21 protein-coding genes are annotated in these 24,860 nt (G+C 70.0%); 11 read left to right on the forward strand and 10 right to left on the reverse strand.

The annotated features are described in order from the left end of the window. The first annotated feature begins 6 nt into the window (after positions 1-6). The 8 genes from ACFOES_RS17660 (at position 7) to ACFOES_RS17695 (ending at position 6,500) form a co-directional block, all read left to right on the forward strand. On the forward strand, positions 7-975 hold the full coding sequence (locus ACFOES_RS17660; RefSeq protein ID WP_377834687.1) for a KpsF/GutQ family sugar-phosphate isomerase: 969 nt from the start codon (positions 7-9) through the stop codon (positions 973-975). Further along, positions 975-1,586 carry an LPS export ABC transporter periplasmic protein LptC gene (lptC, locus tag ACFOES_RS17665; RefSeq protein WP_377834688.1) on the forward strand — a complete coding sequence of 204 codons (612 nt, stop codon included), beginning with the start codon at positions 975-977 and terminating at the stop codon, positions 1,584-1,586. Before ACFOES_RS17660 ends, lptC begins: the two co-directional genes overlap by 1 nt. A gap of 10 nt (positions 1,587-1,596) precedes the next feature. Beyond that, positions 1,597-2,136 carry a lipopolysaccharide transport periplasmic protein LptA gene (lptA, locus tag ACFOES_RS17670; RefSeq protein WP_377834689.1) on the forward strand — a complete coding sequence of 180 codons (540 nt, stop codon included), beginning with the start codon at positions 1,597-1,599 and terminating at the stop codon, positions 2,134-2,136. Beyond that, positions 2,133-2,891 carry an LPS export ABC transporter ATP-binding protein gene (gene lptB / locus ACFOES_RS17675; protein WP_377834690.1) on the forward strand — a complete coding sequence of 253 codons (759 nt, stop codon included), beginning with the start codon at positions 2,133-2,135 and terminating at the stop codon, positions 2,889-2,891. The genes lptA and lptB overlap by 4 nt, the downstream gene beginning before the upstream one ends. 37 nt (positions 2,892-2,928) lie before the next feature. Continuing rightward, positions 2,929-4,170 (forward strand): RNA polymerase factor sigma-54, encoded by a 1,242-nt coding sequence (locus ACFOES_RS17680; RefSeq protein ID WP_377834691.1) that lies wholly within the window; start codon positions 2,929-2,931, stop codon positions 4,168-4,170. A gap of 93 nt (positions 4,171-4,263) precedes the next feature. After that, a complete protein-coding gene (gene hpf / locus ACFOES_RS17685) occupies positions 4,264-4,839 on the forward strand; it encodes a ribosome hibernation-promoting factor, HPF/YfiA family (protein WP_377834692.1) in 576 nt (191 codons plus the stop codon). 33 nt (positions 4,840-4,872) lie between these two features. Next, positions 4,873-5,337 (forward strand): PTS sugar transporter subunit IIA, encoded by a 465-nt coding sequence (locus ACFOES_RS17690; RefSeq protein WP_377834693.1) that lies wholly within the window; start codon positions 4,873-4,875, stop codon positions 5,335-5,337. Between the two features lie 11 nt (positions 5,338-5,348). After that, complete coding sequence (locus ACFOES_RS17695; RefSeq protein ID WP_377834694.1) at positions 5,349-6,500, forward strand: iron-containing alcohol dehydrogenase; 1,152 nt, start codon at positions 5,349-5,351, stop codon at positions 6,498-6,500. Here the strand turns inward: ACFOES_RS17695 and ACFOES_RS17700 are convergent. From ACFOES_RS17700 to ACFOES_RS17715, 4 genes are all read right to left on the reverse strand, one after another. After that, positions 6,487-7,692 carry an efflux RND transporter periplasmic adaptor subunit gene (locus ACFOES_RS17700; RefSeq protein WP_377834695.1) on the reverse strand — a complete coding sequence of 402 codons (1,206 nt, stop codon included), beginning with the start codon at positions 7,690-7,692 and terminating at the stop codon, positions 6,487-6,489. The two genes, ACFOES_RS17695 and ACFOES_RS17700, sit on opposite strands and share 14 nt — an antisense overlap. 3 nt (positions 7,693-7,695) lie before the next feature. Continuing rightward, positions 7,696-10,062 carry an ABC transporter permease gene (locus ACFOES_RS17705; RefSeq protein WP_377834696.1) on the reverse strand — a complete coding sequence of 789 codons (2,367 nt, stop codon included), beginning with the start codon at positions 10,060-10,062 and terminating at the stop codon, positions 7,696-7,698. Further along, entirely contained in the window at positions 10,063-10,770 is a 708-nt protein-coding gene (locus ACFOES_RS17710; protein ID WP_377834697.1) for an ABC transporter ATP-binding protein, read from the reverse strand. Positions 10,771-10,849: 79 nt separating this feature from the next. Continuing rightward, positions 10,850-11,209 (reverse strand): MarR family winged helix-turn-helix transcriptional regulator, encoded by a 360-nt coding sequence (locus tag ACFOES_RS17715; protein ID WP_377834698.1) that lies wholly within the window; start codon positions 11,207-11,209, stop codon positions 10,850-10,852. A 169-nt stretch (positions 11,210-11,378) separates the two neighbouring features. Here ACFOES_RS17715 and ACFOES_RS17720 point away from each other — a divergent pair, with 169 nt between their 5' ends. Beyond that, positions 11,379-12,995 (forward strand): FAD-dependent oxidoreductase, encoded by a 1,617-nt coding sequence (locus tag ACFOES_RS17720; protein ID WP_377834699.1) that lies wholly within the window; start codon positions 11,379-11,381, stop codon positions 12,993-12,995. Continuing rightward, a complete protein-coding gene (locus ACFOES_RS17725; RefSeq protein ID WP_377834700.1) occupies positions 12,992-13,192 on the forward strand; it encodes a DUF2783 domain-containing protein in 201 nt (66 codons plus the stop codon). The genes ACFOES_RS17720 and ACFOES_RS17725 overlap by 4 nt, the downstream gene beginning before the upstream one ends. A 25-nt stretch (positions 13,193-13,217) precedes the next feature. On the opposite strand, the gene ACFOES_RS17730 is transcribed toward ACFOES_RS17725, so the two are convergent. The 4 genes from ACFOES_RS17730 to dapA all read right to left on the reverse strand — a co-directional run bounded on the left by ACFOES_RS17730 (position 13,218) and on the right by dapA (position 21,072). Continuing rightward, positions 13,218-14,093, reverse strand: a complete 876-nt coding sequence (locus ACFOES_RS17730; protein WP_377834701.1) for a transglutaminase family protein — start codon at positions 14,091-14,093, stop codon at positions 13,218-13,220. Between the two features lie 6 nt (positions 14,094-14,099). Continuing rightward, positions 14,100-16,490 (reverse strand): circularly permuted type 2 ATP-grasp protein, encoded by a 2,391-nt coding sequence (locus ACFOES_RS17735; protein WP_377834702.1) that lies wholly within the window; start codon positions 16,488-16,490, stop codon positions 14,100-14,102. A gap of 1 nt (position 16,491) precedes the next feature. Next, complete coding sequence (locus ACFOES_RS17740; RefSeq protein ID WP_377834703.1) at positions 16,492-19,848, reverse strand: transglutaminase family protein; 3,357 nt, start codon at positions 19,846-19,848, stop codon at positions 16,492-16,494. Between the two features lie 348 nt (positions 19,849-20,196). Next, positions 20,197-21,072: a 4-hydroxy-tetrahydrodipicolinate synthase gene (gene dapA, locus ACFOES_RS17745; protein WP_377834704.1), complete on the reverse strand. Its 876-nt coding sequence runs from the start codon at positions 21,070-21,072 to the stop codon at positions 20,197-20,199. Positions 21,073-21,286: 214 nt separating this feature from the next. Here dapA and ACFOES_RS17750 point away from each other — a divergent pair, with 214 nt between their 5' ends. After that, a complete protein-coding gene (locus tag ACFOES_RS17750; RefSeq protein WP_377834705.1) occupies positions 21,287-23,194 on the forward strand; it encodes a lytic transglycosylase domain-containing protein in 1,908 nt (635 codons plus the stop codon). A 43-nt stretch (positions 23,195-23,237) separates the two neighbouring features. On the opposite strand, the gene ACFOES_RS17755 is transcribed toward ACFOES_RS17750, so the two are convergent. Both ACFOES_RS17755 and mnmD read right to left on the reverse strand, forming a co-directional pair. Further along, a complete protein-coding gene (locus tag ACFOES_RS17755) occupies positions 23,238-24,125 on the reverse strand; it encodes a DMT family transporter (protein WP_377834706.1) in 888 nt (295 codons plus the stop codon). Then, on the reverse strand, positions 24,122-24,802 hold the full coding sequence (gene mnmD, locus ACFOES_RS17760; protein ID WP_377834707.1) for a tRNA (5-methylaminomethyl-2-thiouridine)(34)-methyltransferase MnmD: 681 nt from the start codon (positions 24,800-24,802) through the stop codon (positions 24,122-24,124). The genes ACFOES_RS17755 and mnmD overlap by 4 nt, the downstream gene beginning before the upstream one ends. Positions 24,803-24,860 lie beyond the last annotated feature (58 nt).

Raw genomic sequence — 24,860 nt, forward strand, 5'->3', positions numbered from 1 at the left:
GGCGCGATGACCGGCTCGGACAAATTCCTCGCCACCGCCCGCCGGGTGATCCGCGCCGAGGCCGAGGCGCTGGAGCTGCTGGCCGAGGAGCTGGATGGCGGCTTTGCCGGCGCGATCGAGCTGATCCTGAAGGCGCCGGGGCGGGTGATCGTCTCAGGCATGGGCAAGTCGGGCCATGTCGGCCGCAAGATCGCCGCGACGCTGGCCTCGACCGGCACGCCGGCGCATTTCGTCCACCCGGCCGAGGCCAGCCATGGCGACCTGGGCATGGTGACCGAGGGCGATGTGGCGCTGGTGCTGTCGAACTCGGGCGAGACGGCGGAGCTGGCCGACATCATCGCCCATACCCGCCGCTTCGGCATCCCGCTGATCGGGGTCGCCAGCCGTCCCGAGTCGACCCTGCTGCGCCAGTCCGACGTCGCCATCACCCTGCCCGCCGCGCCCGAGGCCTGCGGCTCGGGCATCGTGCCGACCACCTCGACGACGATGACGCTGGCCCTGGGCGACGCGCTGGCGATCGCGCTGATGGAGCACCGCGCGTTCACGCCCGAGCATTTCCGCCAGTTCCACCCCGGCGGCAAGCTGGGCGCCAGGCTGGCCAAGGTCGGCGACCTGATGCACCCGCTGGCCGAGCTGCCGCTGGTGGCCGCGGGCACGCCGATGAGCGACGCCCTGCTGGTGATGAGCCAGAAAGGCTTCGGCGTGGTTGGCGTGACCGAGGGCGATACCTATCTGAAAGGCATCGTAACCGACGGCGACCTGCGCCGTCACATGGATGGCCTGCTCGGGCTGACCGCGGATCAGGTGATGACGCCCGACCCGCGCACCATCGGCCCCGAGGCGCTGGCCGAACAGGCGGTGGCCGTGATGAATACCCGCAAGATCACCTGTCTTTTCGTCGTCGACCCGGCCGAAAGCCGCCGGGTCGTCGGCCTGCTGCATATCCATGATTGCCTGAGGGCCGGGGTGGTCTAGTGGCCCGCTTCGACAACGCCCATTCCCGGCTGGTGGCCTGGCTGAAGATCCTGCTGCCGCTGGCGGCGCTGGCGATCCTGTCGACGCTGTTCCTGTTCTCGCGCACCATCGACCCCAGTCGCGCCATTCCCTTCGCCCGCGTCGACGTCAAGGAACTGGCGCGCGAACCGCGGATCACCGGGCCCAACTATGCCGGCGTCACCAGCGACGGCACCGCCGTCACCCTGAGCGCCCGGACCGCGAAACCCGACGCCGACAACGGCGCCAGCGCCACCGGCCTCCACGCCCGGCTGGACACGCCCGACGGCGCCCGCACCGACATCACCGCCGGAGACGGCGCCGTCGACCCGACGGCGGGAAAGATGGTGCTGGAAGGCGGCGTCAAGGTGATCAGCTCGACCGGCTACACGATCGACGCCGCCAAGCTGACCGGGGCGCTGGGAAAAACCGACGTGCAAAGCGACGGCCCGGTCCGGGCCAGCGGGCCGCTGGGCACGCTGGATGCCGGCGCGATGCACCTGCGTCAGGAGCCCGGCACCACGGCGGAACCGGGCGGCTATGTTCTGGTTTTCAAAGATGGGGTGAAGCTGGTATATCAGCCGCGGGATTAAGGGTATGATTATGACAAATTCCATCCGTCCGCGCGCGCTGGCGCTAGCTCTGGGGCTGATCGCCGCGCTGGCCGGCGGGCTGGCCGGGACCGAGGCCCCGGCCCAGGGGGCGCAGATCGCCTTTTCCGGGCTGAAGCAGGATACCAGCCTGCCGGTCGAGGTCACCGCCGACCAGCTCCAGATCCGCCAGGCCGACGGTCAGGCCACCTTTTCCGGCCATGTCGTCGTCGGTCAGGGCCAGATGCGGATGACCGCTTCCAAGGTGCTGGTCGAATACGCCGCCAAGGGCAGCGACGCGACCGGCAAGATCTCGCGCCTGCACGCCACCGGTGGCGTCACCCTGGTGACCGGTGCCGCCGAAGCCGCCGAATCGCGCGAGGCGGTCTATACCATCGACAGCGGCACCGTGGTGATGACCGGCAATGTCGTCCTGACCCAGGGCCAGAACGCGCTGTCGGGCGAAAAGCTGGTGGTCGATCTGAAAACCGGCACCGGCACGATGCAGGGTCGGGTCAAGACCATCCTGCAAAGCGGCGGCACCAAGCCATGAGCGCGCCCGAGCTGACGGTCACCACCGGCTCTCAGGGCCTGCATGTCACCAACCTGCGCAAGAGCTATCGCCGCCGGCTGGTGATCCGTGACGTCAGCATGGATCTGGGCCGGGGCGAGGTCGTCGCCCTGCTCGGCCCCAACGGCTCGGGCAAGACCACCTGTTTCTACGCCATCGCCGGGCTGATCACCCCCGAGGGCGGCCAGGTGATGATCGACGGCCGCGATGTCACCCTGCTGCCGATGTATCGCCGGGCGCGGATGGGCATCGGCTACCTGCCGCAGGAGGTCTCGATCTTCCGCGGCCTGTCGGTCGAGGATAACATCCTCGCCATCCTCGAGGTCGCGGTCGAGGATCGGCACAAGCGGCGCGAGCGGCTGGAAGAGCTGCTGAGCGAGTTCTCGATCACCCATCTGCGCCGTGCCCCGGCCCTGTCGCTTTCGGGCGGCGAGCGGCGCCGGGTCGAGATCGCCCGTTGCCTCGCCGCCGATCCGAAATACCTGCTGCTCGACGAGCCCTTCGCCGGGGTCGACCCGATCGCGGTGGGCGAAATCCGCCATCTCGTTCACGATCTCAAGCAACGCGGTATCGGGGTCTTGATCACCGATCACAACGTCCGTGAGACGCTGGAAATCGTTGATCGCGCTTATATCCTCCATGACGGCAAGGTGCTCATGAGCGGCACCGCCGACGAGGTTGTGCGCGATGAAAACGTCCGTCGGGTCTATCTGGGCCAGACCTTCCGCATCTCCTGAGACCGGGTCGGAGACGGCGTCGCGGCCCTCCGATGGCGTGCCCGCCGCAACGGCCCCATCGGCCCTGCGACGCAGTTCCCACCTGCTGCGCCTGCCCGCCGCTGCGCTGCAGCGCGAACTGGCCGGGGCCGCCGCCGCCAATCCCGCGCTGCAGTACCGGCCCCCGCCCGCCGCGCCGGCCACCTATCGACCGGCGCCGGAGGGCCGGACGCTCACGGATGGCGGCGCGGTGGCGGCCGATCTGCGCCGCGCGCTGAACACCCGGCCGCTTGCCGCAGCGGTGCGCCGGGCCGCGCTGCACCTGGCCGGCGCGCTGCGTCCGGACGGTTACCTGGCGACGACGCTCGAGGCCGCGGCGCACCAGACCGGCCTGCCCGTCGACACCGTGGCCGCGGGGCTGCGGGCGCTGCAAGGCTGCGGCCCGGCCGGGATCGGCGCCCGCGACCTGGCCGAATGCCTGGCGCTGCAGCTGGCCGATCGCGACGTCGCCCCCCCTCTCGCGGCCCAGGTCGTGGCACGGCTCGAACTCTTCGCGCGCGAGGATTGGCCGGCGCTGGCCCGGGAACTGGGCCAGAGCACCGACGAGATCCGGGCCCTCGCCGCCAAGCTGCGCGGACTGACGCCGCAGCCGCTGGCCGCCGCTCCCGCCCCGGCCGTGCCCGATCTCACCGTCAGCCGCGCGCCGGACGGGACGCTTTCGGTGCACTTGTCGCCCGAGGCCGCGCCCGAGTTGACGCTCGATTCCGACTGGCTGGCCAAGGCCGACCCGGCCGATCCGCGCACCGCCGAGGCGCGAGGCCGGGCCGAGGCGCTGATCCGCGCGCTGCGCAATCGCGGCACGGCCCTGCTGCGAATCGGTAGCCGGCTGGTGCAGGACCAGCGCGATTTCTTCCTCCATGGCCCCGATCACCTGACGCCGCTCAGCCGCCGTCGCCTGGCCGGGGAGCTGGGCCTGCACCCCTCGACCCTGGGCCGGGCGGTGGCGGGCAAGGCGCTCGCCATCGACGGGCTGCTCTATCCGTTGTCCCTGTTCTTCCCCTCGGCCCTGCATGGCAGCGACGGCCGGGACGTTTCCAGCTTTGCCGTCAAGCGCGCCATCCGCCGGATGATCGGCCGCGAGAGGCCCGAGCGGCCGCTCTCGGATGCGGCGATTTGCGACCGTCTCCATGCCGACGGAGTTGACATCACGCGGCGATGTGTCGCCAAATACCGGTCATGCATGGGAATACCCCCCTCTTTCAAACGCCGCAGGCGCGAGGTAAGTCCCGACGCGCGATGAGTCGGGCAGCCGACGAAGGCGACAACTGATTTACCCGGGCCATCGCCTTGCACGTTGCAGGAGCTTTCGTCCGAAAGATTCGCAGGAGGAAACATGCGCTATCAAATCAGCGGAAAACAGATCGACATCGGGGATGCGCTCCAGACCCACGTTAAAAGTGAACTGGACGAGGTCGTGGCCAAGTACTCGCAACGGCCGACCGATGCCACCGTGGTGTTTTCGCGCAACGCGCACGAATATGTCTGCGAGGCCGTGATCCATCTCTCGACCGGCCTGTCGGCCTCGGCCAAGGCCCATGCCGTCGAGATCTACGCCGCCTTCGACGCCTGCCGCGAAAAGCTGGACAAACAGCTGCGGCGCTACAAGCGCCGGCTCAAGGATCACCACCTGGGGCGGACGGAACCGGTTGAATTCGGCGCCGGCTCGGCCTATATCCTCGCCGCATCCGAGGAATCGGAGGATACCGAGCCCGAGACGCTTCAACCGATCATCATCGCCGAAATGGAGACGAAGATTCCCTCTTTGTCCGTCGGCGAGGCAGTGATGCAGATGGAGCTTTCCGAATCGCGGCTGCTGGTCTTCCGGAACGAGAAGCATAGCGGGGTGAACGTCGTGTATCGCCGCGAAGACGGCAATATCGGCTGGATCGACCCGCGCAACAACGGCTAAGCGCCTGCACAGGGCGCCGGACAAAGACGGCTAATGGAACTTTCGAGCATTCTTGAGCCCGGGGCCGTCAGGGTCGTCGGCGATTTGACCAGCAAGAAGCGCCTCTTCCAGGAACTGGGAGAGGTTGCTGCCTCGATCTACGGCATCGAGGCCAGCGACGCGGTCGACGCGCTGCAGGACCGCGAGAGCCTGGGCCCGACCGGCGTCGGCCATGGCATCGCCCTGCCCCATGCCCGCCTGGAAGGGCTCGACCGGATCATCGGCGTCTTCCTGCGTCTCGAACGGGCGCTCGACTTCGACTCGGTCGATCGCCAGCCGGTCGACCTGGTCTTCGCCCTGTTCGCGCCCAAGGATTCGGGCGTCGAGCATCTCAAGGCGCTGGCGCTGGTCTCGCGCACGATGCGCGACGCCGGGGTCTGCGCCAAGCTGCGCGCCAATGGCGACCCGGCGACGCTCTACGCCGTGCTGACCGAGGCGCGCACCACCCAGGCCGCCTGAGCCTTCCCGCCATGACCGAGTTCCCCGCCTTCAGCTTCGCCGCGGCGGGACGCATCCTGTTCGGCCGCGGCCGCGCCACCGAAGCGGCCGGCATCGTCTCGGCGCTGGGACGCCGGCCGCTGCTGGTCCACGGCAGCGACGCCGCCCGCGCCGCCTGGCTGCGCCACGCCCTGCCCCGCTGCACCTCCATCGCCTGTCCCGGGGAACCCAGCCTGCCGCTGCTCGAATCGGCCACCGAAATGGCCCGGCGGGCCGGCGCCGACGTGGTCGTCGCCCTCGGTGGCGGCGCGGCGATCGACCTCGGCAAGGCGGTGGCGGCGCTGGCCGCCGCGGGTGGCGACCCGCTCGACCATCTCGAAGTGGTGGGCCGGGGCCTGCCGCTGACCGCCGCGCCTCTTCCCCTCGTCGCCATTCCGACCACCGCCGGCACCGGCGCCGAGGTCACCAAGAACGCCGTCATCGGCGTGCCCGAGCATCGCCGCAAGGTCAGCCTGCGCGACGACCGGATGCTGCCGGATGTCGCCCTGATCGACCCGGCCCTGACCGACGGGCTGCCCTGGCGCATCACGCTGGCCTCCGGCCTCGACGCGCTGACCCAAGTGATCGAGCCCTATCTCTCGGCCCGCGCCACCCCGATGACCGACGCCCTGACCCGGGCCGCGATCCCGCAGGCCCTGCCCGCGCTGCGGCGGCTGGAGCGGGGCGAAGACCCGGGCGCGCGCGACGCGATGGCCTATGTCAGCCTGACCGGCGGGCTGGCGCTGGCCAATTCCGGCCTCGGCGCCGTGCACGGTTTCGCCGGCGTCATCGGCGGGTTGACCGGCGCCGCCCATGGCGCGGTCTGCGGCGCCCTGCTGGCGCCGGTGCTGCGGGCACTGGCCGCGCACGCCGCCCCCGACAGCGTGCTCGCAGCGCGGCTGGGCGAGGTGGCGGCCTGGCTCTCCGCCCCGCTCGGTTGCGCCCCGGAACAGGCCTTCGACCGGCTGGGGGACTGGGCCCATGGCGCCGGCCTGCCCGGGCTGGCGGCGCTCGGCGTCGAGGCCGCGACGACCGGAAGCATCGCCGAGCAGTCGCGCGGCTCGTCCTCGATGAAGGGCAGCGCCATCGCCTTCACCGCACCGCAGCTCCAGGCGATCCTGGAGGACGCGCTCAGCGCGGGGTGACCTGGACCCCTTCGGCGACGCGGTCGCTGGGATGGGTGATGACCTCGTCGCCCGGCTTCAACCCGTCCAGCACCTGCGCCACCTCGTCGTTGCGCCGGCCCAGCTTGATCACCCGCTTCCGCGCCACGCCGCTGCCGTCGACATAGACCGCCCAGTCGGCGCCCTCGCGGAACAGCGCCCCGATCGGCACCTGCACCGCGTCCGGCGCCTGCCATTCGACGATCCGGACATAGACGCGATAGGCATTGCCCAGTCCGGCGCGCCGGGCGGGCGGGCCGGTGAAATCGAGGATCGCCTTGACCCGCTGCTCCTCGATCCCCAGCGCCGAGACCTTGGTGAAGCCCGAGGGCTCGATCTCGCGCAGCTTCGCCTGCAGCAGCCCGTCGCCGCCCCAGCGGTCGACCGTGGCCGTGGCGCCGGCTTTCAGCCGCACCGCGTCCGAGGACAGCAGATCGACAGAGACCTCGAGCTCCTTGGGATCGCCCACGGTCAGCAGCGCCTCGCCGGCGGCGACCATGCGCTGGCTGGTATTGACCACCGACAGCACCTGCCCGGACACCGGCGCGGTCAGCCGGATGCAGCAATCGGTCAGGTCATCGCCGGCCTCGGGCACCTGCGGCCCGGTCAGGGTGGCGCGCTGGCGCTCCAGCGTGCTCTGGCGCAGGTCGCGTTCGGCCTCGGCCGCGGCCAGCTGGGCCTTCTTCGTCTCCAGATCGGCGCGCTGGCGCTGGTATTCCTGCGCCGACAGGTTGCCGTTGTCGTAGAGCCGCTGATAGCGCGCCATCTGGGCCTCGGAATAGTCGAGCGCACTTCGTGCCGCGGCGATATTGGCCTCGGCCAGCTTCAGCGCCGCCGCCGCCTCCTTGACCGCCGCCTCGGCCTGCAGCCGCGAACGTTCGTCGAGGAAGGCCGGCTCGCCCGGCTCGACCGCCGCCACCAGCGTCTTGCCCGCCACCACCGGATCGCCAACCTCGACCGGCGAACGCAGGACGAGGCCCGAGACCGGGCTGGAAATGTGGTAGAGGTTGTGAATCCGGGTGACGCCCTCGGCATTGACGGTGACCTCCATCGGCCCCTGCGTCACCTCGGCCAGGTCGACCGGCACCGGGATCGGCCGCAGCGCCAGCCAGCCGCCGACGGCGACAACGGCCACGGCGCCGGCAATCATCAGGGGTTTGAACAGCTTTGCCATGGGTCACTCCCGTGTCTTCATTACCGCCACCAGATCGAGCCTGTCGATCCGCCGCCGCACGATCAGCGCCGAGACCAGCGCCGAGACGGCGACCGTCGCCGTCGCCTTGAGATAGGTCGCCCGGGCGATCACCAGCGGCATGGTGAACAGGTCCGAGGAAAAGCTCGAGGTGATCAGCAGCGCGAACAGGTAGCCGCCATAGAGCCCGAGCGGAATCGCCACCAGCGTCAGAATGCCGAGCTCGCCCAGCAGCACCGCCGAGACCTCGGCCCGGCTGAAGCCGAGGATGCGCAGGCTGGCCAGCTCGCGCGCACGCTCCGACAGCTGGATGCGGGCGGCGTTGTAGACGACGCCGATCACGATCAGGGCGCCCATCAGGGTGTAGATGAAAGTCTGAACCCCTATACTCTCGGCGACGGTGTCGCGGAAGGACTGCCGGATCTGGGCCAGCAGCGAGATCGCGGCGATGCCCGGCGTCTCCTTCACCGCCTTGAACAGCGCCGGCAGCTTGTCCTCGTCGAGCATCACGTTGACGGCGCTGACCTGCGGCGCCTGTTCCAGCATCCGGTTCAGCGCCGCGTAATCCATATAGGCGCCGAGGCCGAAATGCTGGGTAATGATCCCGGTGACGGGCAGCGCGTAATGGCCGCGCCGGCCGGTCATCACCTCGACATCGACCTTGTCGCCCAGCTGCAGGTTCAGGTGCCGGGCCAGCCGGTCGGTCAGCACCAGCCCGTGGCTGGGCAGCACCACCCTGTCGCTTTGGCTGTCGACGACGCGGGCCAGGTCGTCGCCCGGGGCGTGGCCCTCGATCGAGATCAGCCGGTTGCGGGCGCCGTGGCTCAGCCGCACCGGCAGGCTCAGCACCCCCTCGGCCCGCATCACCCCGGGCAGCCGCGCGACATCGTCGACCGCCGATTGCGGCCGGTCCTGGGCGAAGGTGATCGTCGCACTTTGCCGATTGGACAGGTAGAAGGCGCTCTCGATCATCCGGTCGATGGAATCGAAGCTGAACAGCGAGGCGACCAGCACCGAGCAGGACAACCCGATGCCAAGGCTGGTGAGCGCGGCGCGCAGCGGCCAGCGGGCCAGGCTACGCACCACCATCATCGCGGTCTGGCGCACCCCGGCCCAGGCCATCAGACGGTCGATCGGGCTATGCCGGAAATGCGGCGGCACCGGCGGCGCCATCGCCACCGCGGGCGACAACCGCAACACCCCGCGCACCGCCGTCACCGCGCCGAAGGCGGCGGTGGCCAGCCCGCCGGCGGCCGAGATCACGTAGGTGTCGGGATGCTGGACGAAGACGAGGAAGGGGAAATGGTAGAACTGGGCGTAGAGCGATGCCAGCCCATGCGCCGCCCACAGCCCGAAGCCCCAGCCCAGCAGCACCCCCAGCACGCCGATCGCCAGCGCCAGCTTGACGTAATGCCAGGCGACCTCGTAACCGCCATAGCCCAGCGCCTTGAGCAGCCCGATCTGCGCCCGCTCCAGCCGGATCAGCCGGCTGAGCACCATGTTCACCAGAAAGGCGGCGACGACGAAGAAGATCGGCGGCAATATCCGCACCATGCTGTCGAGCTGGGTGAGCTCGGAATCGAGGAACATCCACGAGATCTGCAGGTCGCGCCCGGTCGCCCCGGTGCCGCCATAGGGCGCCAGCAACTGGTCGAGCCGCGCCTTCACCCGTTCCGGCCGGGCGGTGACGGTCAGCCCCAGCGTCACGTCGTTGAAGGCGTCGTTCAGCCCGTAGGCGGCCTCGAGCACGTCGCGCGACATCCAGATGATGCCGAAGCGGCGGTCGTCCGGCATCATCCCGCCGGGCGGCATGGTGTAGATGAATTCGGGGCTCAGCACCGTGCCGGTGACGGTCAGCACCCGCTTGCGGCCGTTGATCGTCGCCTCGAAGGTCGAGCCGGCGGTGAAGCCGTTGGCCTTGGCAAAGGGCGCGTTGACGACCACCTCGCCCGGTTTGTCGGGCGCGGGCCAGCGCCCCGAGGTCAGCACCGGCACGTTGAGGACCGGCGCCCCGCCGCCACGCGGCAGCGACAACAGGTGACCCATCGCCGGCTCCTCCAGCCCGGCGATATCGAGCACGGCATATTCCGACACCCGCGCCTCGCTTCGGGCGACGCCGGGGATGTGGTTGATCTGCTCCAGCAGGCTGTCCGGCGCCCGTGTGGCCGTGGCGAAGACATCGGCGAAGCGGTTGCGCTCGTAATAGGCGTTGCGGGTCTCGGTCAGCGAGCGCGCGACGCCGTGGAACAGCACCAGCGTCATCACCCCGCAGCCCAGCACCAGCGCGATCGCCAGCGACTGGGCCCAGAGCCGCCGGACATCGCGCAGCAATTTCAGGTCGAGCGCATGCATCTACCACTCCAGCTCTTCCGGCCGCACCCGCTCGGCATTCTCCTCGACGCCGGACAGGGCGCCGTCCTGGAAGCGGATGACGCGATGCGCCATCTTCCGGATGCCGGCATTGTGGGTGATGACGACGGTGGTCGTGCCCAGGTCGCGGTTGATCCGGTCGAGCGCGGCCAGCACCTGCACCCCGGTCTTGCTGTCCAGCGCCCCGGTCGGCTCGTCGCAGAGCAGCACCTGCGGCCGCTTGGCGATGGCGCGGGCGACCGAGACCCGCTGCTGCTCGCCGCCCGACATCTCGGCCGGGAAATGGTCGATCCGGTGGCCCATGCCAACCCGCTCCAGCGCCTCTTCCGGCGGCATCGGGTTGGCGGCGATCTCGGTCACCAGGGCGACGTTCTCCTTCGCCGTCAGGCTGGGAACGAGGTTGTAGAACTGGAACACGAAACCGACATGGTCGCGCCGGTAGCGGGTGAGGTCGCGGTCACTCATCGCCGTCAGCTCGTGATCGGTGAACCAGGCCCGGCCGCTTGTCGCCTTGTCGAGGCCGCCGAGGATGTTGAGGAAGGTCGACTTGCCGGAGCCCGAGGGGCCCAGCAACACCGTCAGCTCGCCCGCCATCATCTCGACGCTGATGCCGCGCAGCGCGTGGACGGCGGCGGCGCCGCTGCCGTATTGGCGCGACAGTTCCTCGGTGCGGAATACCGCTTCGGCCATGCCCTGCTCCCGCTCGCTGCGCATTGGCGCCTGAATACCGGTCCGAAGCGGCCGGCGCCTTGATCCAGCTTAAGGAGCTTCAGCCTGCCAGCGACCGCTCGAGGATGTCCAGTGCTTCCGTCACCGTCCGCCGCTCGGCCTCGGTCAGCCCCTCCAGCGCCCGGTCGGCCGCCGCCGCCAGCTCCGGCACCAGCGCGTCATAGGCGCGGCGACCGCGGCGGGTCAGGCTGGCATGGGCGACGCGGCGGTCCTGCGCGTCGGTCTGGCGCGTCACCCAGCCGCGCGCCTCCAGCGCCTGCAGCGCCCGGCTGACCTTGGTCTTGTGCAGCGGCACCATCTCGCACAGCTCGCGCGCCGTCGCCGCCCGGACCTCGGCCAGGTTGGCCAGCACCCGCCATTCGGGCTGGGTCATGCCGTGCTTGCGGCGATAGATCGGCATCACCTCCGCGCTTAGCCTTTCTGCCAGAAGTGTCAGCCTGTAGGGAAGGAACCCCTTGAGAAACATGTTATTTCCCGTGCGCTTGATAGTTACATTTTCAACTTTTATCTTTCCTCGGCGTCGATTCGGCAAGCTCGGGAGGGGCCTGCCCGACGCCGGAGAGGAGCCCATGACACGGATTTTCGAAACCCCGCTCTACCCCTATCGGCGCGCGGCCGATCAGGATGCGGCGACGCCGGCACGCCATCGCGTCATCGTGGTCGGCGCCGGCCCGATCGGCCTTGCCGCCGCCATCGACCTCGCCCAGCAAGGTGTCGAGGTGCTGGTGCTGGACGACAACGACAAGGTCAGCTGGGGCAGCCGCGCGATCTGTTTCGCCAAGCGGCCGCTGGAGATTCTCGACCGGCTCGGCTGCGGCCAGCCGATGGTCGACAAGGGCGTGGTCTGGAACCTCGGCAAGGTGTTTTTCGGCGAGCGCAAGGTCTACGAGTTCAACCTGCTGCCCGAAGGCGGTCACCGCCGGCCGGCTTTCATCAACCTCCAGCAATACTATCTCGAGCAATACCTTTACGAACGACTGGTCGAAATCCAGCAGGCCGGCGCCCCGGTCGAACTGCGCGGCCGCAACAAGGTGCTGTCGGTCGATGCGCAAGAGGACGGGGTGACGCTCGAGGTCGAGACCCCGGACGGCCCCTACACGATGCAGGCCGACTGGCTGATCGCCTGCGACGGCGCCGGTTCGCCGATCCGCGGCATGATGGGGCTCGATTTCGTCGGCCGCGTCTTCGAGGACAACTTCCTGATCGCCGACGTGGTGATGGAAAACGATTTCCCCACCGAACGCTGGTTCTGGTTCGATCCGCCCTTCAACCGCGGCCAGTCGGCGCTGCTGCACAAGCAGCCCGACAATGTCTGGCGCATCGACCTGCAGCTGGGCTGGGACATCGACCGCGACGCGGCGGTGAAGCCCGAGAACGTGCTGCCGCGGCTGCGGGCGATGCTGGGCGACGAGGTCCAGATCGAGCTCGAATGGGTCTCGGTCTACACCTTCCAGTGCCGGCGGATGGAGAAATTCCGCCACGGCCGGGTGCTGTTCGCCGGCGACAGCGCCCACCAGGTCTCGCCCTTCGGCGCCCGCGGCGCCAATTCCGGCCTGCAGGACACCGACAACCTGTGTTGGAAGCTCAAGCTGGTGATCGACGGCGCGGCGCCCGACAGCCTGCTCGACAGCTATGACAGCGAGCGGGTGCAGGGCGCCGACGAGAACATCCTCAACTCGACCCGCTCGACCGATTTCATCACCCCGAAATCCGAGATCAGCCGGGTCTTCCGCGACGCCGTGCTCGACCTGTCCGAGGCCTATGACTTCGCCCGCCCGCTGGTGAATTCGGGCCGCTTGTCGGTGCCCTGCGTTCATGACGGCTCGCCGCTGAACACGCCCGACGCCCTGCCCGGCGCGCCCGCGCGCAGCCGCCCCGGTGCCCCCTGCGCCGACGCGCCGCTGGGCGACGGTTTCCTGCTCGACCGGCTCGGCAACGCCTTCACCCTGATGACGATCGACGCCGATGCGCCCGAGCAGGTGACGGCCGGCGGGGTGACGGCGAAACGGCTGGCGCTGAGTGCCGGCGGCGACCCGGGCGGGGCGCTGGCGGAACGCTATCTCGGCACGGCAAAGGCAGGCGTCTACCTGATCCGCCCCGACCAGATCGTCGCCGGCCGCTGGCCCGCCTATGACGAAACCACCATCCAGGCCGCCCTGCGGCGCGCCATCGGGAGGGACGCATGACCGACCTCATCACCACGCCGAACCTGCCCGATCCCGACGGCTTCTACGAGGAGCTGCTGGCGGCGCATGAAGGCCTGACCAAGGCGGAAAGCGACGCCCTCAATGCAAGGCTGGTGCTGCTGCTCGCCAACCATGTCGGCGACCGCGACGTGCTGCGCCAGGCCCTGGCGGCGGCGCGGCGGCCAAGCGACGGTTAGCGAACGTCAATTCGTTAATGCCGGGTTAAATCGGCACCACGTCCACCGAGTGCCCGCTGCTCTGGCCGCCGCCGGTGCGCAGCACGCCGCGGACTGGGGCGACATCGTCGTAATCCCGGCCCAGCGCCACCCGGACATGATCGCCGCCGACCATGGTGTCATTGGTCGGATCGAACGAGATCCAGCCGGTCTCGACCCCGCACCAGGCCCGGACCCAGGCATGCATCGCGTCGGCCCCGGCCAGCCGTTGCTGGCCCGGCGGCGGTTCGGTGCGCAGGTAACCCGAGACATAGCCCGCCGGCACGCCGATGCCGCGCAGGCAGGCGATCATCACGTGGCTGAAATCCTGGCAGACGCCGTGTCGGTTGGCGAAGGCCTCGGCAGGATCGGTGTCGACGGTCGTCGCCCCGGCATCGAAGCGCATGTCGCGATGCAGCGCCGCGCCGACTGCCTGCACCGCCGCCAGCGCCGTTATCCCCGGCCGCAGCTGGTCGCGGGCATAATCGGCCATCTCCGACGCCAGCCGCACCCGTGGCGACGGGGCGAGGAAATGCTGCGGCGATTGCGGGGCGAGGCTCTGGACCGTCGCCAGCTCCGTGGCCAGCCGCTCCAACGGCGGCGACAGGTCCAGTTCGGGCGGCTGGGCCATGCGCTCGACCCGCGCCTGGACGCGGAAGCTGACATGGTCGAAGGAATGGCGGAAGGCCAGCTCCACCATCTCGTTGCCGAAGAAATCGACCCGGCAGACGCGCTCGTCCGGGACCAGGTCGGAGCTCAGCGTGCCGGCGATCAGCCGCTGCTCGCCCGGCACGTTCGCCGGCATCAGCCGCAGCAGGTTGCGGCCGGCGCCGGCGGCGGTCTGGTAGCTGTAGTCGATGCTGGCGTTGATATCGTAAAGCATTGAAACTCAGCCGAAATAGGCCGCCCCCACCAGTGTCGCGATATCCTCGACCGAATGCGCCAGCGCCGTCAGCGCGGCGCTATCCATCTCTTCCGGCCCCCGCACCGCGAGCTCGGTATGGACCTCGAGCACGCGGCGGGCGAGCGGCGGCATCGGCGCGGCCGCGCTGCCCGGCAATTCGGCGATCTGGGCCTTGGCCTCGGTCAGTTGCGACAGCACCGAGCGCGGGTTGCGGTCGTCCAGCGCCAGCAGGTCGACGACGGTGTCGCGCGTGGTCGAGACCGAGTAGCGGCGGCGATGCGACAGGGCGCTGTCGCCAACCTCGAGGGCAAGGTCGAAGGCCCCCTCGGGCGCGTCGGGATCGGCGAAGGCGGCCAGCGTCAGCGCCATGGCGTCGGCCCGCTCCAGCGCCCGGCCGAGGCTGAGGAAGCGCCAGCCGGTGAAACGATACATGTTCTCGTGCACCAGCCCCGAGAAGCTGCCGACCCGGCGCAGCAGCGCCCCCAGCGCCCGGGCGGCCGCATCGCCACGCGGGTCGCTGTCGGCCAGCGCCGCCACCGCCTCGGCCAGGTTGTTCAGGGCGATCCAGCCGTCGAGGGAAAACCGGTCGCGCACCTTGCCGGCGCAGCTCCGGGCCTGGCCGATCCGCTCCTGCAGCGGCGCGGCGATCGGGCCGCCGACATCGACGCCTTGCGTGGCGAGGAAATCCGCCAACGCGCGCAGCAGCGGCCGGTCGGGCGTGCCCGCCTCGGCCAGCCGCAGGTGATAGGCGCGCAGCAGGCGCAGCACGGTCTCGACCCGCTCGACATAGCGGCCGAGCCAGAACAGGTTGTCGGCGGCCCGGCTGGGCAGGACCGAGGCGGCCCGGCGCCGGAACCCGTCCGGGGCGGGCAGCATCGTGTCGCTGGCCACCGGGCTGTCGCTGGCGATCCAGACATCGGCGACGGCGCCGCCCCGCTGCAGCGCCAGCGCGGTCGCGTCGCGGCCGCGGCCGATCCGGGCGAAGCCGCCGGGCATCACCTGCCAGCCCGCCGCGGTTCGGGCAAGGAAAACCCGCAGGCTCATCGGGTGCGGCGCCAGCCGGCCGTCGCGCAGCGCCGGCGCGGTCGAGACGCTGACCGTCTCCTGCGCCACCAGCCCCGGCCCGCGCGCCGCCAGCCAGTCCTCCAGCGTCTCGTCGCGCTCCAGCATCGCCGAAGACAGTGCCCGGGCATCGCTTTCGAACGGCAGGCCCGAGGACAGGGCCGGGCCGACGGTCATCCGCGCAGCATTGGAGACGACCTCGGCCCGGGCGGCGCGCTGGCCGCACCACCAGGTCGCGATATTGGGCAGCTTCAGCTCTTCGCCCAGCAGGGCGCGGGCGATCGCCGGCAGGAAGGCAAGCAAGGCGCGGGTTTCCAGCACGCCGGCGCCCAGCGCGTTGACCATGGTCAGCTGGCCGCCCCGGATCGCCCCCACCATCCCCGGCGTGCCGAGCCGCGAACCCGCATCCAGCTCCAGCGGGTCGGCGTAACGCGCGTCGAGCCGGCGCCACAGCACCGAGATCGGGTGCAGACCGGCCACCGTCCGCACCATCACCCGGCCGTCCTGCACCACCAGATCCTCGCCTTCCAGCAGCATGAAGCCGAGGTAACGGGCGATATAGGCATGTTCGAAATAGGTGTCGTTCAGCGGCCCCGGCGTCAGGATGCCGACCCGCTCGCCCGCCTCCCGCTGCAGCCCGTCCAGCGCATCGCGGAAGGCCCGGAAGAACGGCGCAAGGCGGTGCATGTTCGCCTCGGTCAGGAATTCCGAAAACACGCGAGACGTCGCCACCCGGTTCTCGACCGCGAAGCCCGCGCCCGAGGGCGCCTGAGTCCGGTCGCCCAGCACGAACCACGAGCCGTCGGGGCTGCGGCCGATCTCGAAGGCGAGGAAATGCAGGAAATGGCCCGAGCGCGGCACCGCGCCGACCAGCGGGCGCAACCATTCCGGGTTGCCGGCGACCAGCGCCGCGGGCAGGTGGCCCTCGCTGACCAGCCGGCCGGGGCCATAGAGGTCGCGCGCCACCAGTTCCAGCAGTTCGGCGCGCTGGATCAAGCCCTCGGCGAGGCCCCGCCACTCAGCCTCGCCAATGATCACCGGGACATGGCTCAACGGCCAGGCGCGCTCGGTCGAGCCGGATTCGTTGTAGAGCCGGTAGAACACCCCGGCATCCTTGAGATACTGGTCGCCGCGGGCGAAGCGGTCGGGAATGTCCTCGGGCGCGATCGCGGCAAGGTGGCGCAGGAACGGCCGCCAGACCGGGCGCGGCGCGCCGTTGCCGTCCAGCAACTCGTCCGCCGCCCCCGCCAGCGGCGCATAGCCGGCCAGCAGCCGCGCCACCGGATCGTCCGCCGTGACCTTGCGCTCCGCCATCTCAAAGACCGGCCCGGCGCCGCAGGTCCAGCGTCATCGGGAATTCGGGATGGGGGGATTCCGGCGCCGGGCGGTAGCTGCCGGGCGAATGGCCATGCGCCTCGAACCTTGCCAGCCGCCGCGCCTCGGCCTCGTTGCCGTTGACCGGGAAGGTCTCGTAGTTGCGGCCGCCGGGATGGGCGACGTGATAGGTGCAGCCGGCCAGCGCGTGGCCGGTCCAGCTGTCGAAGATGTCGAAGGTCAGCGGCGCGTCGACCGGCAGCACCGGGTGCAGCGCCGCCGCCGGCTGCCACGCCTTGAAGCGCACGCCGGCCACCGAGACGCCACTCTCGCCCGTCGGCCGCAGCGGCACCGTGCGGCGGTTGCAGGTCACGGTATATCGGTCAGGATCGGCGGCGGTCAGCTTGACCTGCAGCCGCTCGACCGAGCTGTCGGTATAGCGCACGGTGCCGCCGATCGCCCCGGTCTCGCCCAGCACATGCCAGGGTTCCAGCGCCTGGCGCAGCTCCAGATGCACGCCCTCGGCCGCGACCTCGCCGCAGAAGGGGAAGCGGAACTCGGCCTGCGCGGTGAACCAGTCCGGGCCGAGGGTGAAGCCATGCGCCCGCAGATCGGCCAGCACGTCGCGGAAATCGGCCCACAGGTAATGCGGCAGCATGAAGCGGTCGTGCAGCACCGTGCCCCAGCGGGTCAGCTTGCCCGTCGCCGGGCTGGCCCAGAACCGCGCGATCAGCGCCCGGATCAGCAATTGCTGGGCCAGGTTCATCCGCGCGTTCGGCGGCATCTCGAAACCGCGGAACTCGACCAGGCCCAGCCGGCCGGTCGGCCCATCGGGCGAATAGAGCTTGTCGATGCAGATTTCCGCCCGGTGGGTGTTGCCGGTGACATCGGTCAGGATGTTGCGCAGCAGCCGGTCGACCAGCCAGGGCTGCGGCACCGATCCGTCGCCACCCAGCTCCGGCGGCGCCGGGATCTGCGCGAGCGCGATTTCCAGTTCATAGAGACTATCATGCCGCGCCTCGTCGATCCGCGGCGCCTGGCTGGTCGGGCCGATGAACAGACCCGAAAACAGGTAGGACAGAGACGGATGCCGGTTCCAATGCAGCACCAGCGAGCGCAACAGGTCCGGCCGGCGCAGGAACGGGGAATCGTTCGGCGTCTCGCCGCCGACCACGACATGGTTGCCGCCGCCGGTGCCGGTATGGCGACCGTCGATCATGAACTTGTCGGCCCCCAGCCGGGTCTGCCGCGCCTCCTCGTAGATCGCTTCGGTCGTCGCGACGCAATCCTCCCAGCTGTTCGCCGGGTGGATGTTCACCTCGATGACGCCGGGATCGGGCGCCACCCTTATCACGTTCATCCGCGGATCGGGCGGCGGCGCGTAGCCCTCGATATGCACCGGCAGGCCGAGGTCCCTGGCCGCGGCCTCGGCGGCGGCCAGCAGCTCGAGGTAATCCTCGAGCGATTCCACCGGCGGCATGAAGACGCATAGCCGCCCGTCGCGCGGTTCGACCGCCAGCGCGGTGCGCACCTCGCCGCCCGCCGCGCCCAGCTCCTGCTCGCGCAGGTCCTGCATCGGGCCGGAGGGCGCAACCTCCGAAACCGGCTGGCTGTGCCCCGGCGTCGGCGCCGGCGTCGCCTGCTCCGGCTCGGGCGGATGGAAATCCGGCAACGCGCCGCGCGGCACGGTCGGGTCGGTGACATAGGTATAGGGGTATTGCGCCGGCGGGATATGCGGCAGCGCGTTCAGCGGGATGCGATAGCCGACCGGGCTGTCGCCGGGCACCAGGAAGATATGCCCGCGCCGCAGCTGCCACAGCTCCGACTGCCAGCCCTTCGCCGCCTTGCCCTGCCAACGCTGGATCGGCAGCACGAAGCCGGCCGGTTCGGTCAGCCCGCGGGCGAAGACCCTGGCGATGCGGCTCCGTTCTTCCGGGTCCTTCAGCCTGGAATTCTCCGGCGCGACGTTGTCGGGCAGCTGGCCCTCCTTGAGGATCCATTCCGCCGGGTCCTCATAGGCCGCCTGCGCCAGCGCCGGATCGACCCCCAGTCGCCGCGCCATCGCGCGCAGCAGCCGGTCGGCCTCGGCCGGCCCGGCCCCGGTCTGCGCCTCCTCCTCGGCGATCAACCCGGCATCCTGCCACACTGGCTTGCCGTCGCGGCGCCAGTAGAGCGAGAAGGTCCAGCGCGGCAAGGTCTCGCCCGGATACCACTTGCCCTGGCCGTAATGCAGGAAGCCGCCCGGCGCGAAACGGTCGCGCAGCCGCCGGATCAGCCGGTCGGCCAGCCCGCGCTTCATCGGCCCGACGGCGGCGGTGTTCCACTCCTCGCTCTCGAAATCGTCGATCGAGACGAAGGTCGGCTCGCCGCCCATGGTCAGCCGCACGTCGCCCTTGACCAGCGCCGCGTCGACCTCCCCGCCCAGCGCATTGAGCGCGTCCCAGGCCTCGTCGGAAAACGGCTTGGTGATGCGCGGATGCTCGGCGACGCGGCGCACCTGCATGTCGAAATTGAACTCGGTCTCGGCATAGCTGGCCATGCCGGAAATCGGCGCCGCGTTGCGGTAATGCGGCGTCGCGGCCAGCGGAATATGGCTCTCGCCCGCCAGCAAACCGCTGGTCGGGTCGAGCCCGATCCAGCCTGCGCCGGGCAGGTAGACCTCGACCCAGGCATGCAGGTCGGTGAAATCGTGCTCGGTCCCCGACGGCCCGTCCAGCGCCTTGAGGTCCGGCTTCAGCTGGATCAGGTAGCCCGAGACGAAACGCGCCGCGAAGCCCAGATGGCGCAGCGCCTGCACCAGCAGCCAGCTGCTGTCCCGGCACGAGCCGGTGCCGTGCTCGAAGGTCTCCTCGGGCGTCTGCACCCCGGGCTCCATCCGGATCACGTAGCCGACCTCCTGCGCCAGCCGCGCGTTGAGCCCGACGATGAAGTCGACGGTCCGGGCCTTGCCTTTCGGAATGCTGTCGAGGAATTTCTGCAGCTCCGGTCCCGCCGGCTCGGGCCTGCGGTAGATCGACAGGTCCTCGGCCAGATCGAGCGGATAGTCGAAGGGCCAATGCTCGGCTGCCTCCTCGACGAAGAAATCGAACGGGTTGTAGACCGACATGTCGGCGACAAGGTCGACCTCGATCTTCAGCTCGCGCAGCGGCTCGGGAAAGACGAAGCGCGCCAGCCAGTTGCCGTAGGGATCCTGCTGGTGATTGACGAAATGCCCGCCGGGCGAGACCTTGAGCGAATGCGAGATCACCCGCGTCCGGCTGTGCGGCGCCGGTCGCAGCCGGATCACCTGCGGGCCAAGCGTCACCGGCCGGTCGTATTGGTAATGCGTCAGGTGATAGATACTGGCCTTGATCGACATGAATGACCCCTGCGACTTGGCCGCAGGGTTTCATATTCCGCCCAGCCAAACTAGCCGCTTTCGCCGCCGCCCGCGTGCCACATGCGGCAGCTGCCCGTCAAATGGGCACAGGGCTGGGGGCGCTGCCCCCAGACCCCCGGGAGTATTTCTGCAAAGAAGAAGCCGCAGAGCCGCCCTGCATTTCACCTTTGCGAAAATACTCCGGGGGAGTCACCGCAGGTGACGGGGGCAGCGCCCCCACGCGCGCAGCGCCACGAAAACGGCTTGCGCCCGCAGGGCGCACCGCTGGATCGGGAAAGGGGCCGGACGCGCCGGCCCCGATCGGATAACGGGATCAGGCCGAAGGCCTCAGTTGATCAGCCCGGCATAGCGCATCGCGTCGTCGATCCGCGCCTTGGTGGCATCGGTGACGCCGACCAGCGGCAGCCGCACCTCGTCTTCGCACAGGCCCAGCTTGGACAGGCCGTATTTCGCGCCGGCGACCCCCGGCTCGAGGAAGATCGCGGTGTGCAGCGGCATCAGCCGGTCCTGGTATTCCAGCGCCTTGCCGTAATCGCCCGCCAGCGTCGCCGCCTGGAACTCGGCGCAGAGCCGGGGCGCGACATTGGCGGTGACGCTGATGCAACCCACCCCGCCATGGGCGTTGAAGCCCAGCGCCGAGGCATCCTCGCCCGAGAGCTGGATGAAGTCCTTGCCGCAGGTCTCGCGTTGCTTCGACACCCGGGTGACATCGCCGGTGGCGTCCTTGACACCGACGATGCGCGGCAGTTTCGCCAGCTCGCCCATCGTTTCGGGGCTCATGTCGACGACCGAGCGGCCGGGGATGTTGTAGATTATGATCGGCAGGGTGCAGGCATCGTGCACCGCCTTGAAATGGGCATAGAGCCCGGCCTGGGTCGGCTTGTTGTAATAGGGCGTCACCACCAGCGCGGCATCGGCGCCGACTTCCTCGGCATGGCGGATCAGGCGGATGCCCTCGGTGGTGTTGTTCGAGCCCGCGCCGGCGATCACCGGCACCCGGCCGGCGGCGGCCTTGACCACCTCTTCGATCACCCGGTCGTGCTCTTCGTGGCTCAGCGTCGGGCTCTCGCCGGTGGTGCCGACGGGGACGATGCCCGACGAGCCTTCGGCGACATGCCAGTCGACCAGCTTTTTCAGCGTGTCGAGATCCAGCTCGCCGTTCTTGAACGGCGTGATCAGGGCGGGAATGGACCCTTTGAACATGACACGCTTCTCCTTCATGATGGTGGGCGCTTGACAGGTGAGTCGCCCGGCTGCAAACGCGGCGCAAACTAGCCGTGTGCGCCGCGCTTGCCAAGTTTGTGTGTTGCGGCATGTGATCGACAGGCTAGAGTTGGTCCATCCCCCTTTTTCAACCGCCCGATCCGACGGAAGATATCCCTTGATCCGACGTGTATTTCTTTGCCTCGCCGCCAGCATGGTTTTCGCGGTGCCGGCCCTTGCCCAGTCCGATCCCGAGGTCGCCGCGCTGTCCGAGGCGCTGCAGCTGGGCGACAACCAGGACTGGGACGGGGCCGAGGCCGCCGCCGGCCCGTCGGGCCCGATCGGCCGCGACATCATCGAGTGGCAGCGGCTGCGCGCCGGCGACGGCGATCCGAAGGACTATTTCGCCTTCCTCGCCCGCCGGCCGGACTGGCCCGGCCTGCCCTATCTGCGCCGGGTCGGCGAAAAGCCGGTCGCCGAGGCCGATACCGCGGCCGAGCTGCGGGCCTATTTCGCCAAGCACGCGCCGCTGACCGCCCAGGGCTCGCTGGCGCTGCAATCGGCGCTGCTGGCCGGCAAGGAGCCGGCAAAGGCGCTGGCCGAGGCCAAGCGCGCCTGGCTGGCGTTGAGCTATTCCGAGGACGAGCAGGCCCGGCAGCTGCTGGGCTACGGCAAGGAACTGGCGCCGCTGCACCGGGCCCGGCTCGAGCATCTGCTGTGGAACGGCCAGCTGGCCGAGGCGCGGCGGATGCTGCCGCTGGTCGATGCCGGCCACCGCCACCTGGCCGAGGCCCGGATCAAGCTGCAGGCACGCGAACGCGGGGTGGATGCCGCCGTCGCGGCGGTGCCGAATTCGCTCAAGGACGATCCCGGCCTGGCGCTCGACCGCTTCGAATGGCGCTTCGACAAGGGCTATTACGATTCCGCCGCCGACCTGATGCTGGCGCGGTCGTCCAGCGCCAAGTCGCTGGGCCGGCCGCTGGCCTGGGCGCGCGAGCGGGCGGCGCTGGCGCGGCGCGAGATGCGCGAGGGCGACCCGAAGAAGGCCTATCGCATGGCCGCGCATCATCACCTCTCGGGCGGCGGCGCCTATGCCGACCTGGAATTCCTCGCCGGCTATATCGCCCTGCGCAAGCTGCACGATCCGAAGACGGCGCTGGCCCATTTCCGCGCCCTGCGCGCCGCCGTCACCACCCCGATCAGCCTCGGCCGCGCCGCCTATTGGGAAGGCCGCGCCAACGAGGCGCTGCACGACGAGGAGGCCGCCCGCGCCGCCTATGCCTACGGCGCCGAGTTCCAGACCGCCTTCTACGGGCTGCTCTCGGCCGAGAAGGCGGGGCGCACGCTCGACCCGGCCCTGATGGGCAACGAACGCTATCCCGACTGGCGCACGGCGGGCTTTCTCAACTCCTCGGTGCTGCAGGCCGGGCTGTTGCTGGCCAAGGCCGGCGACCGGCGGCTGGCGACACGGTTCTTCCTCCACCTCGCCGAGGGGCTGAACGACACCGAACTGGCCCAGCTCTCGGACCTGGCGCTGGCGATCAAGGAGCCGCATATCGCGGTGATGGTGGCCAAGGAGGCGGCCGGGCGCGGGGTGATCCTGGCGCGCGCCTATTTCCCGATCACGCCGCTGGCCACCGCCAACCTGCCGATCCCGCCGGCGCTGGCGCTGGCCATCGCGAGGCGGGAAAGCGAGTTCGACGAGGGCGTGATCAGCCCGGCCGGGGCGCGCGGGCTGATGCAGGTGATGCCGGCGACGGCCAAGCTGATGTCGAGCAAGGTCGGCGTCGATTACGACAAGGCCCGGCTGACGCAGGACGGGCTCTACAACGCCAAGCTGGGCAGCGCCTACCTGGCCAAGCTGATCGACGAGTTCGGCCCCGCCATCACCCTGGTCGCGGCCGGCTACAATGCCGGTCCGGGGCGGCCACGCAGCTGGATCGCGCAGTTCGGCGACCCGCGCAACCCGGATGTCGACCCGGTCGACTGGATCGAGACGGTGCCGCTGACCGAGACCCGGAACTACATCATGCGGGTGGCCGAGAGCCTGATCATCTACCGCGCCAAACTGGCCGGCAAGCCGGGGCCGATCCGTCTCTACGAGGCGCTGAAGGGCAAGTAGGGAGCCGGAACTCTGCGCCCGGCGGCAACGCCCGGCGGCGCCCTCACCGCCCCCGCGCCGCCCGCATGGCCCGCACCCGGGCGCGCCACAGGGTGAACAGCCCGGCCGAGACGACCACCGCGGCGCCGATCACCTCGTTGGTGCGCAGCTCCTCGTGGAACACCGTCAACCCGATGACCGAGGCGAAGACGAGCTGGAAATAGGCGAAGGGCTGCACCGTGCTGGCCTCGGCCACCTCGTAGGCGCGGATCAGCAGCCAGTGGCCCAGCGCCGCCGTGCAGCACAGCACCGCCATCCAGGCCCAGTCGCCCGCCGTCATCGGCTGCCAGAACCAGACCCCGACCACGGTCATCGCCACCGCGCCGACCGTGCCGGTCCAGAAGAAGCTGACCGGCGCGCTGTCGCCGCGGGCGACGTAGCGGGTCAGCAGCCCGTAGAGCGCGAACATGAAGGCCGCCGCCAGCGGCACCAGCGCCCAGGGCGAGAACACCTGGACACCGGGCTCGAGGATGATCAGCACGCCGACGAAGCCGACGCCGATCGCCGCCCAGCGCCGCCAGCCGACCTGCTCGCCCAGCACCGGGCCCGACAGCGCCGCGACCAGCAGCGGGTAGGAGGTGAAGACGGCATGGCTCTGCACCAGCCCGAGATGGACGAAACCGATGACCATGACGCAGACCTCGGCCACCAGCAGCAGCGCCCGGATCGTCTGCAGCAGCGGGAATTTCGGCCGCAGCGCCGCCCGCAGCCCGCCCCGGCTGCGCATCGTCAGCGCCAGCACGAAGGCGGCGAAGAACCAGTAGCGGATCATCACCACCATGTAGACGTTATAGGCCCCGGCGAGGTGGCGCGAGATGCCGTCCTGCATCGCGAAGACGAAGGTGGTGGCGATCATCAACAGGATGCCGAGGCGGGCGTTCTGTTCGGTCATCGGCGGGGCTCCAGCTGGCCCGCGCTCATGTGCCGCTTGTGGCCGTATCCTTGCTGCCGCTCTACCCGAAATCCCGCCGCCTGCAAGCCCCGACGGACAAAGCCCGCCGCGGTATAGGTGGCGAAGGTGCCGCCCGGCGCGCTATGCACCCCGACCTCGGCCATCAGCTCGGGCGCCCACAGCTCCGGGTTCTTGGCCGGCGAGAACCCGTCGAGGAACCAGGCGTCGGCCCGGCCCCGCCAGCGCGGCAGCGTCTCGCGCGCATCGCCGAGGACGATCTCGGCCTCGAGGTCGCCGAGCAGGATATGCGTCTCTCCGCCGGCCCATTGCCGCAGGAACGGCCCGGCGACGGCCGCGGCCTCGGGAAAGGCCGCCAGCGCCCGGGCGATCTCTTCCGCCGCCATCGGGAAGGCCTCGAAACTGGTGAAACGCAGCCGCCCCGGCATCCCGGCCGCCCGCCATTCGATCAGCGCCGCCAGCATGTTCAGCCCGGTGCCGAAGCCCAGCTCGGCGATGTGGAAGCCCTCGCGGAACCGCGCCGGCAGATCGTTGCCGGCGAGGAAGACGTGCCGCGTCTCGGCCAGCCCGCCGGCGAGCGAGAAATAGGGATCGTCGAACCGGGTCGAGACCGGCACCGTGCCGTCGCGCCAGTCCAGTTCCGCCTTCTCTCCGCTCATCCGCCTGCTCCCGACCGCGCGCCGGGCCTTTCCCTGCCGCCGATTGCGCTTTAGACCG

This window comes from Acidimangrovimonas pyrenivorans (assembly GCF_042643245.1).
In the GTDB taxonomy this organism is placed as follows: domain Bacteria; phylum Pseudomonadota; class Alphaproteobacteria; order Rhodobacterales; family Rhodobacteraceae; genus Acidimangrovimonas; species Acidimangrovimonas pyrenivorans.

Excerpts from the sequence above, each read along its gene's own strand:
- ACFOES_RS17660 (WP_377834687.1), top strand. The coding sequence starts at position 7 with ATGACCGGCTCGGACAAATTCCTCGCCACCGCCCGCCGGGTGATCCGC.
- lptA (WP_377834689.1), top strand. The coding sequence starts at position 1,597 with ATGACAAATTCCATCCGTCCGCGCGCGCTGGCGCTAGCTCTGGGGCTG.
- lptB (WP_377834690.1), top strand. The coding sequence starts at position 2,133 with ATGAGCGCGCCCGAGCTGACGGTCACCACCGGCTCTCAGGGCCTGCAT.
- hpf (WP_377834692.1), top strand. The coding sequence starts at position 4,264 with ATGCGCTATCAAATCAGCGGAAAACAGATCGACATCGGGGATGCGCTC.
- ACFOES_RS17690 (WP_377834693.1), top strand. The coding sequence starts at position 4,873 with ATGGAACTTTCGAGCATTCTTGAGCCCGGGGCCGTCAGGGTCGTCGGC.
- ACFOES_RS17695 (WP_377834694.1), top strand. The coding sequence starts at position 5,349 with ATGACCGAGTTCCCCGCCTTCAGCTTCGCCGCGGCGGGACGCATCCTG.
- ACFOES_RS17700 (WP_377834695.1), bottom strand. The coding sequence starts at position 7,692 with ATGGCAAAGCTGTTCAAACCCCTGATGATTGCCGGCGCCGTGGCCGTT.
- ACFOES_RS17705 (WP_377834696.1), bottom strand. The coding sequence starts at position 10,062 with ATGCATGCGCTCGACCTGAAATTGCTGCGCGATGTCCGGCGGCTCTGG.
- ACFOES_RS17710 (WP_377834697.1), bottom strand. The coding sequence starts at position 10,770 with ATGGCCGAAGCGGTATTCCGCACCGAGGAACTGTCGCGCCAATACGGC.
- ACFOES_RS17715 (WP_377834698.1), bottom strand. The coding sequence starts at position 11,209 with ATGCCGATCTATCGCCGCAAGCACGGCATGACCCAGCCCGAATGGCGG.
- ACFOES_RS17720 (WP_377834699.1), top strand. The coding sequence starts at position 11,379 with ATGACACGGATTTTCGAAACCCCGCTCTACCCCTATCGGCGCGCGGCC.
- ACFOES_RS17725 (WP_377834700.1), top strand. The coding sequence starts at position 12,992 with ATGACCGACCTCATCACCACGCCGAACCTGCCCGATCCCGACGGCTTC.
- ACFOES_RS17730 (WP_377834701.1), bottom strand. The coding sequence starts at position 14,093 with ATGCTTTACGATATCAACGCCAGCATCGACTACAGCTACCAGACCGCC.
- ACFOES_RS17735 (WP_377834702.1), bottom strand. The coding sequence starts at position 16,490 with ATGGCGGAGCGCAAGGTCACGGCGGACGATCCGGTGGCGCGGCTGCTG.
- ACFOES_RS17740 (WP_377834703.1), bottom strand. The coding sequence starts at position 19,848 with ATGTCGATCAAGGCCAGTATCTATCACCTGACGCATTACCAATACGAC.
- dapA (WP_377834704.1), bottom strand. The coding sequence starts at position 21,072 with ATGTTCAAAGGGTCCATTCCCGCCCTGATCACGCCGTTCAAGAACGGC.
- ACFOES_RS17750 (WP_377834705.1), top strand. The coding sequence starts at position 21,287 with ATGGTTTTCGCGGTGCCGGCCCTTGCCCAGTCCGATCCCGAGGTCGCC.
- ACFOES_RS17755 (WP_377834706.1), bottom strand. The coding sequence starts at position 24,125 with ATGACCGAACAGAACGCCCGCCTCGGCATCCTGTTGATGATCGCCACC.
- mnmD (WP_377834707.1), bottom strand. The coding sequence starts at position 24,802 with ATGAGCGGAGAGAAGGCGGAACTGGACTGGCGCGACGGCACGGTGCCG.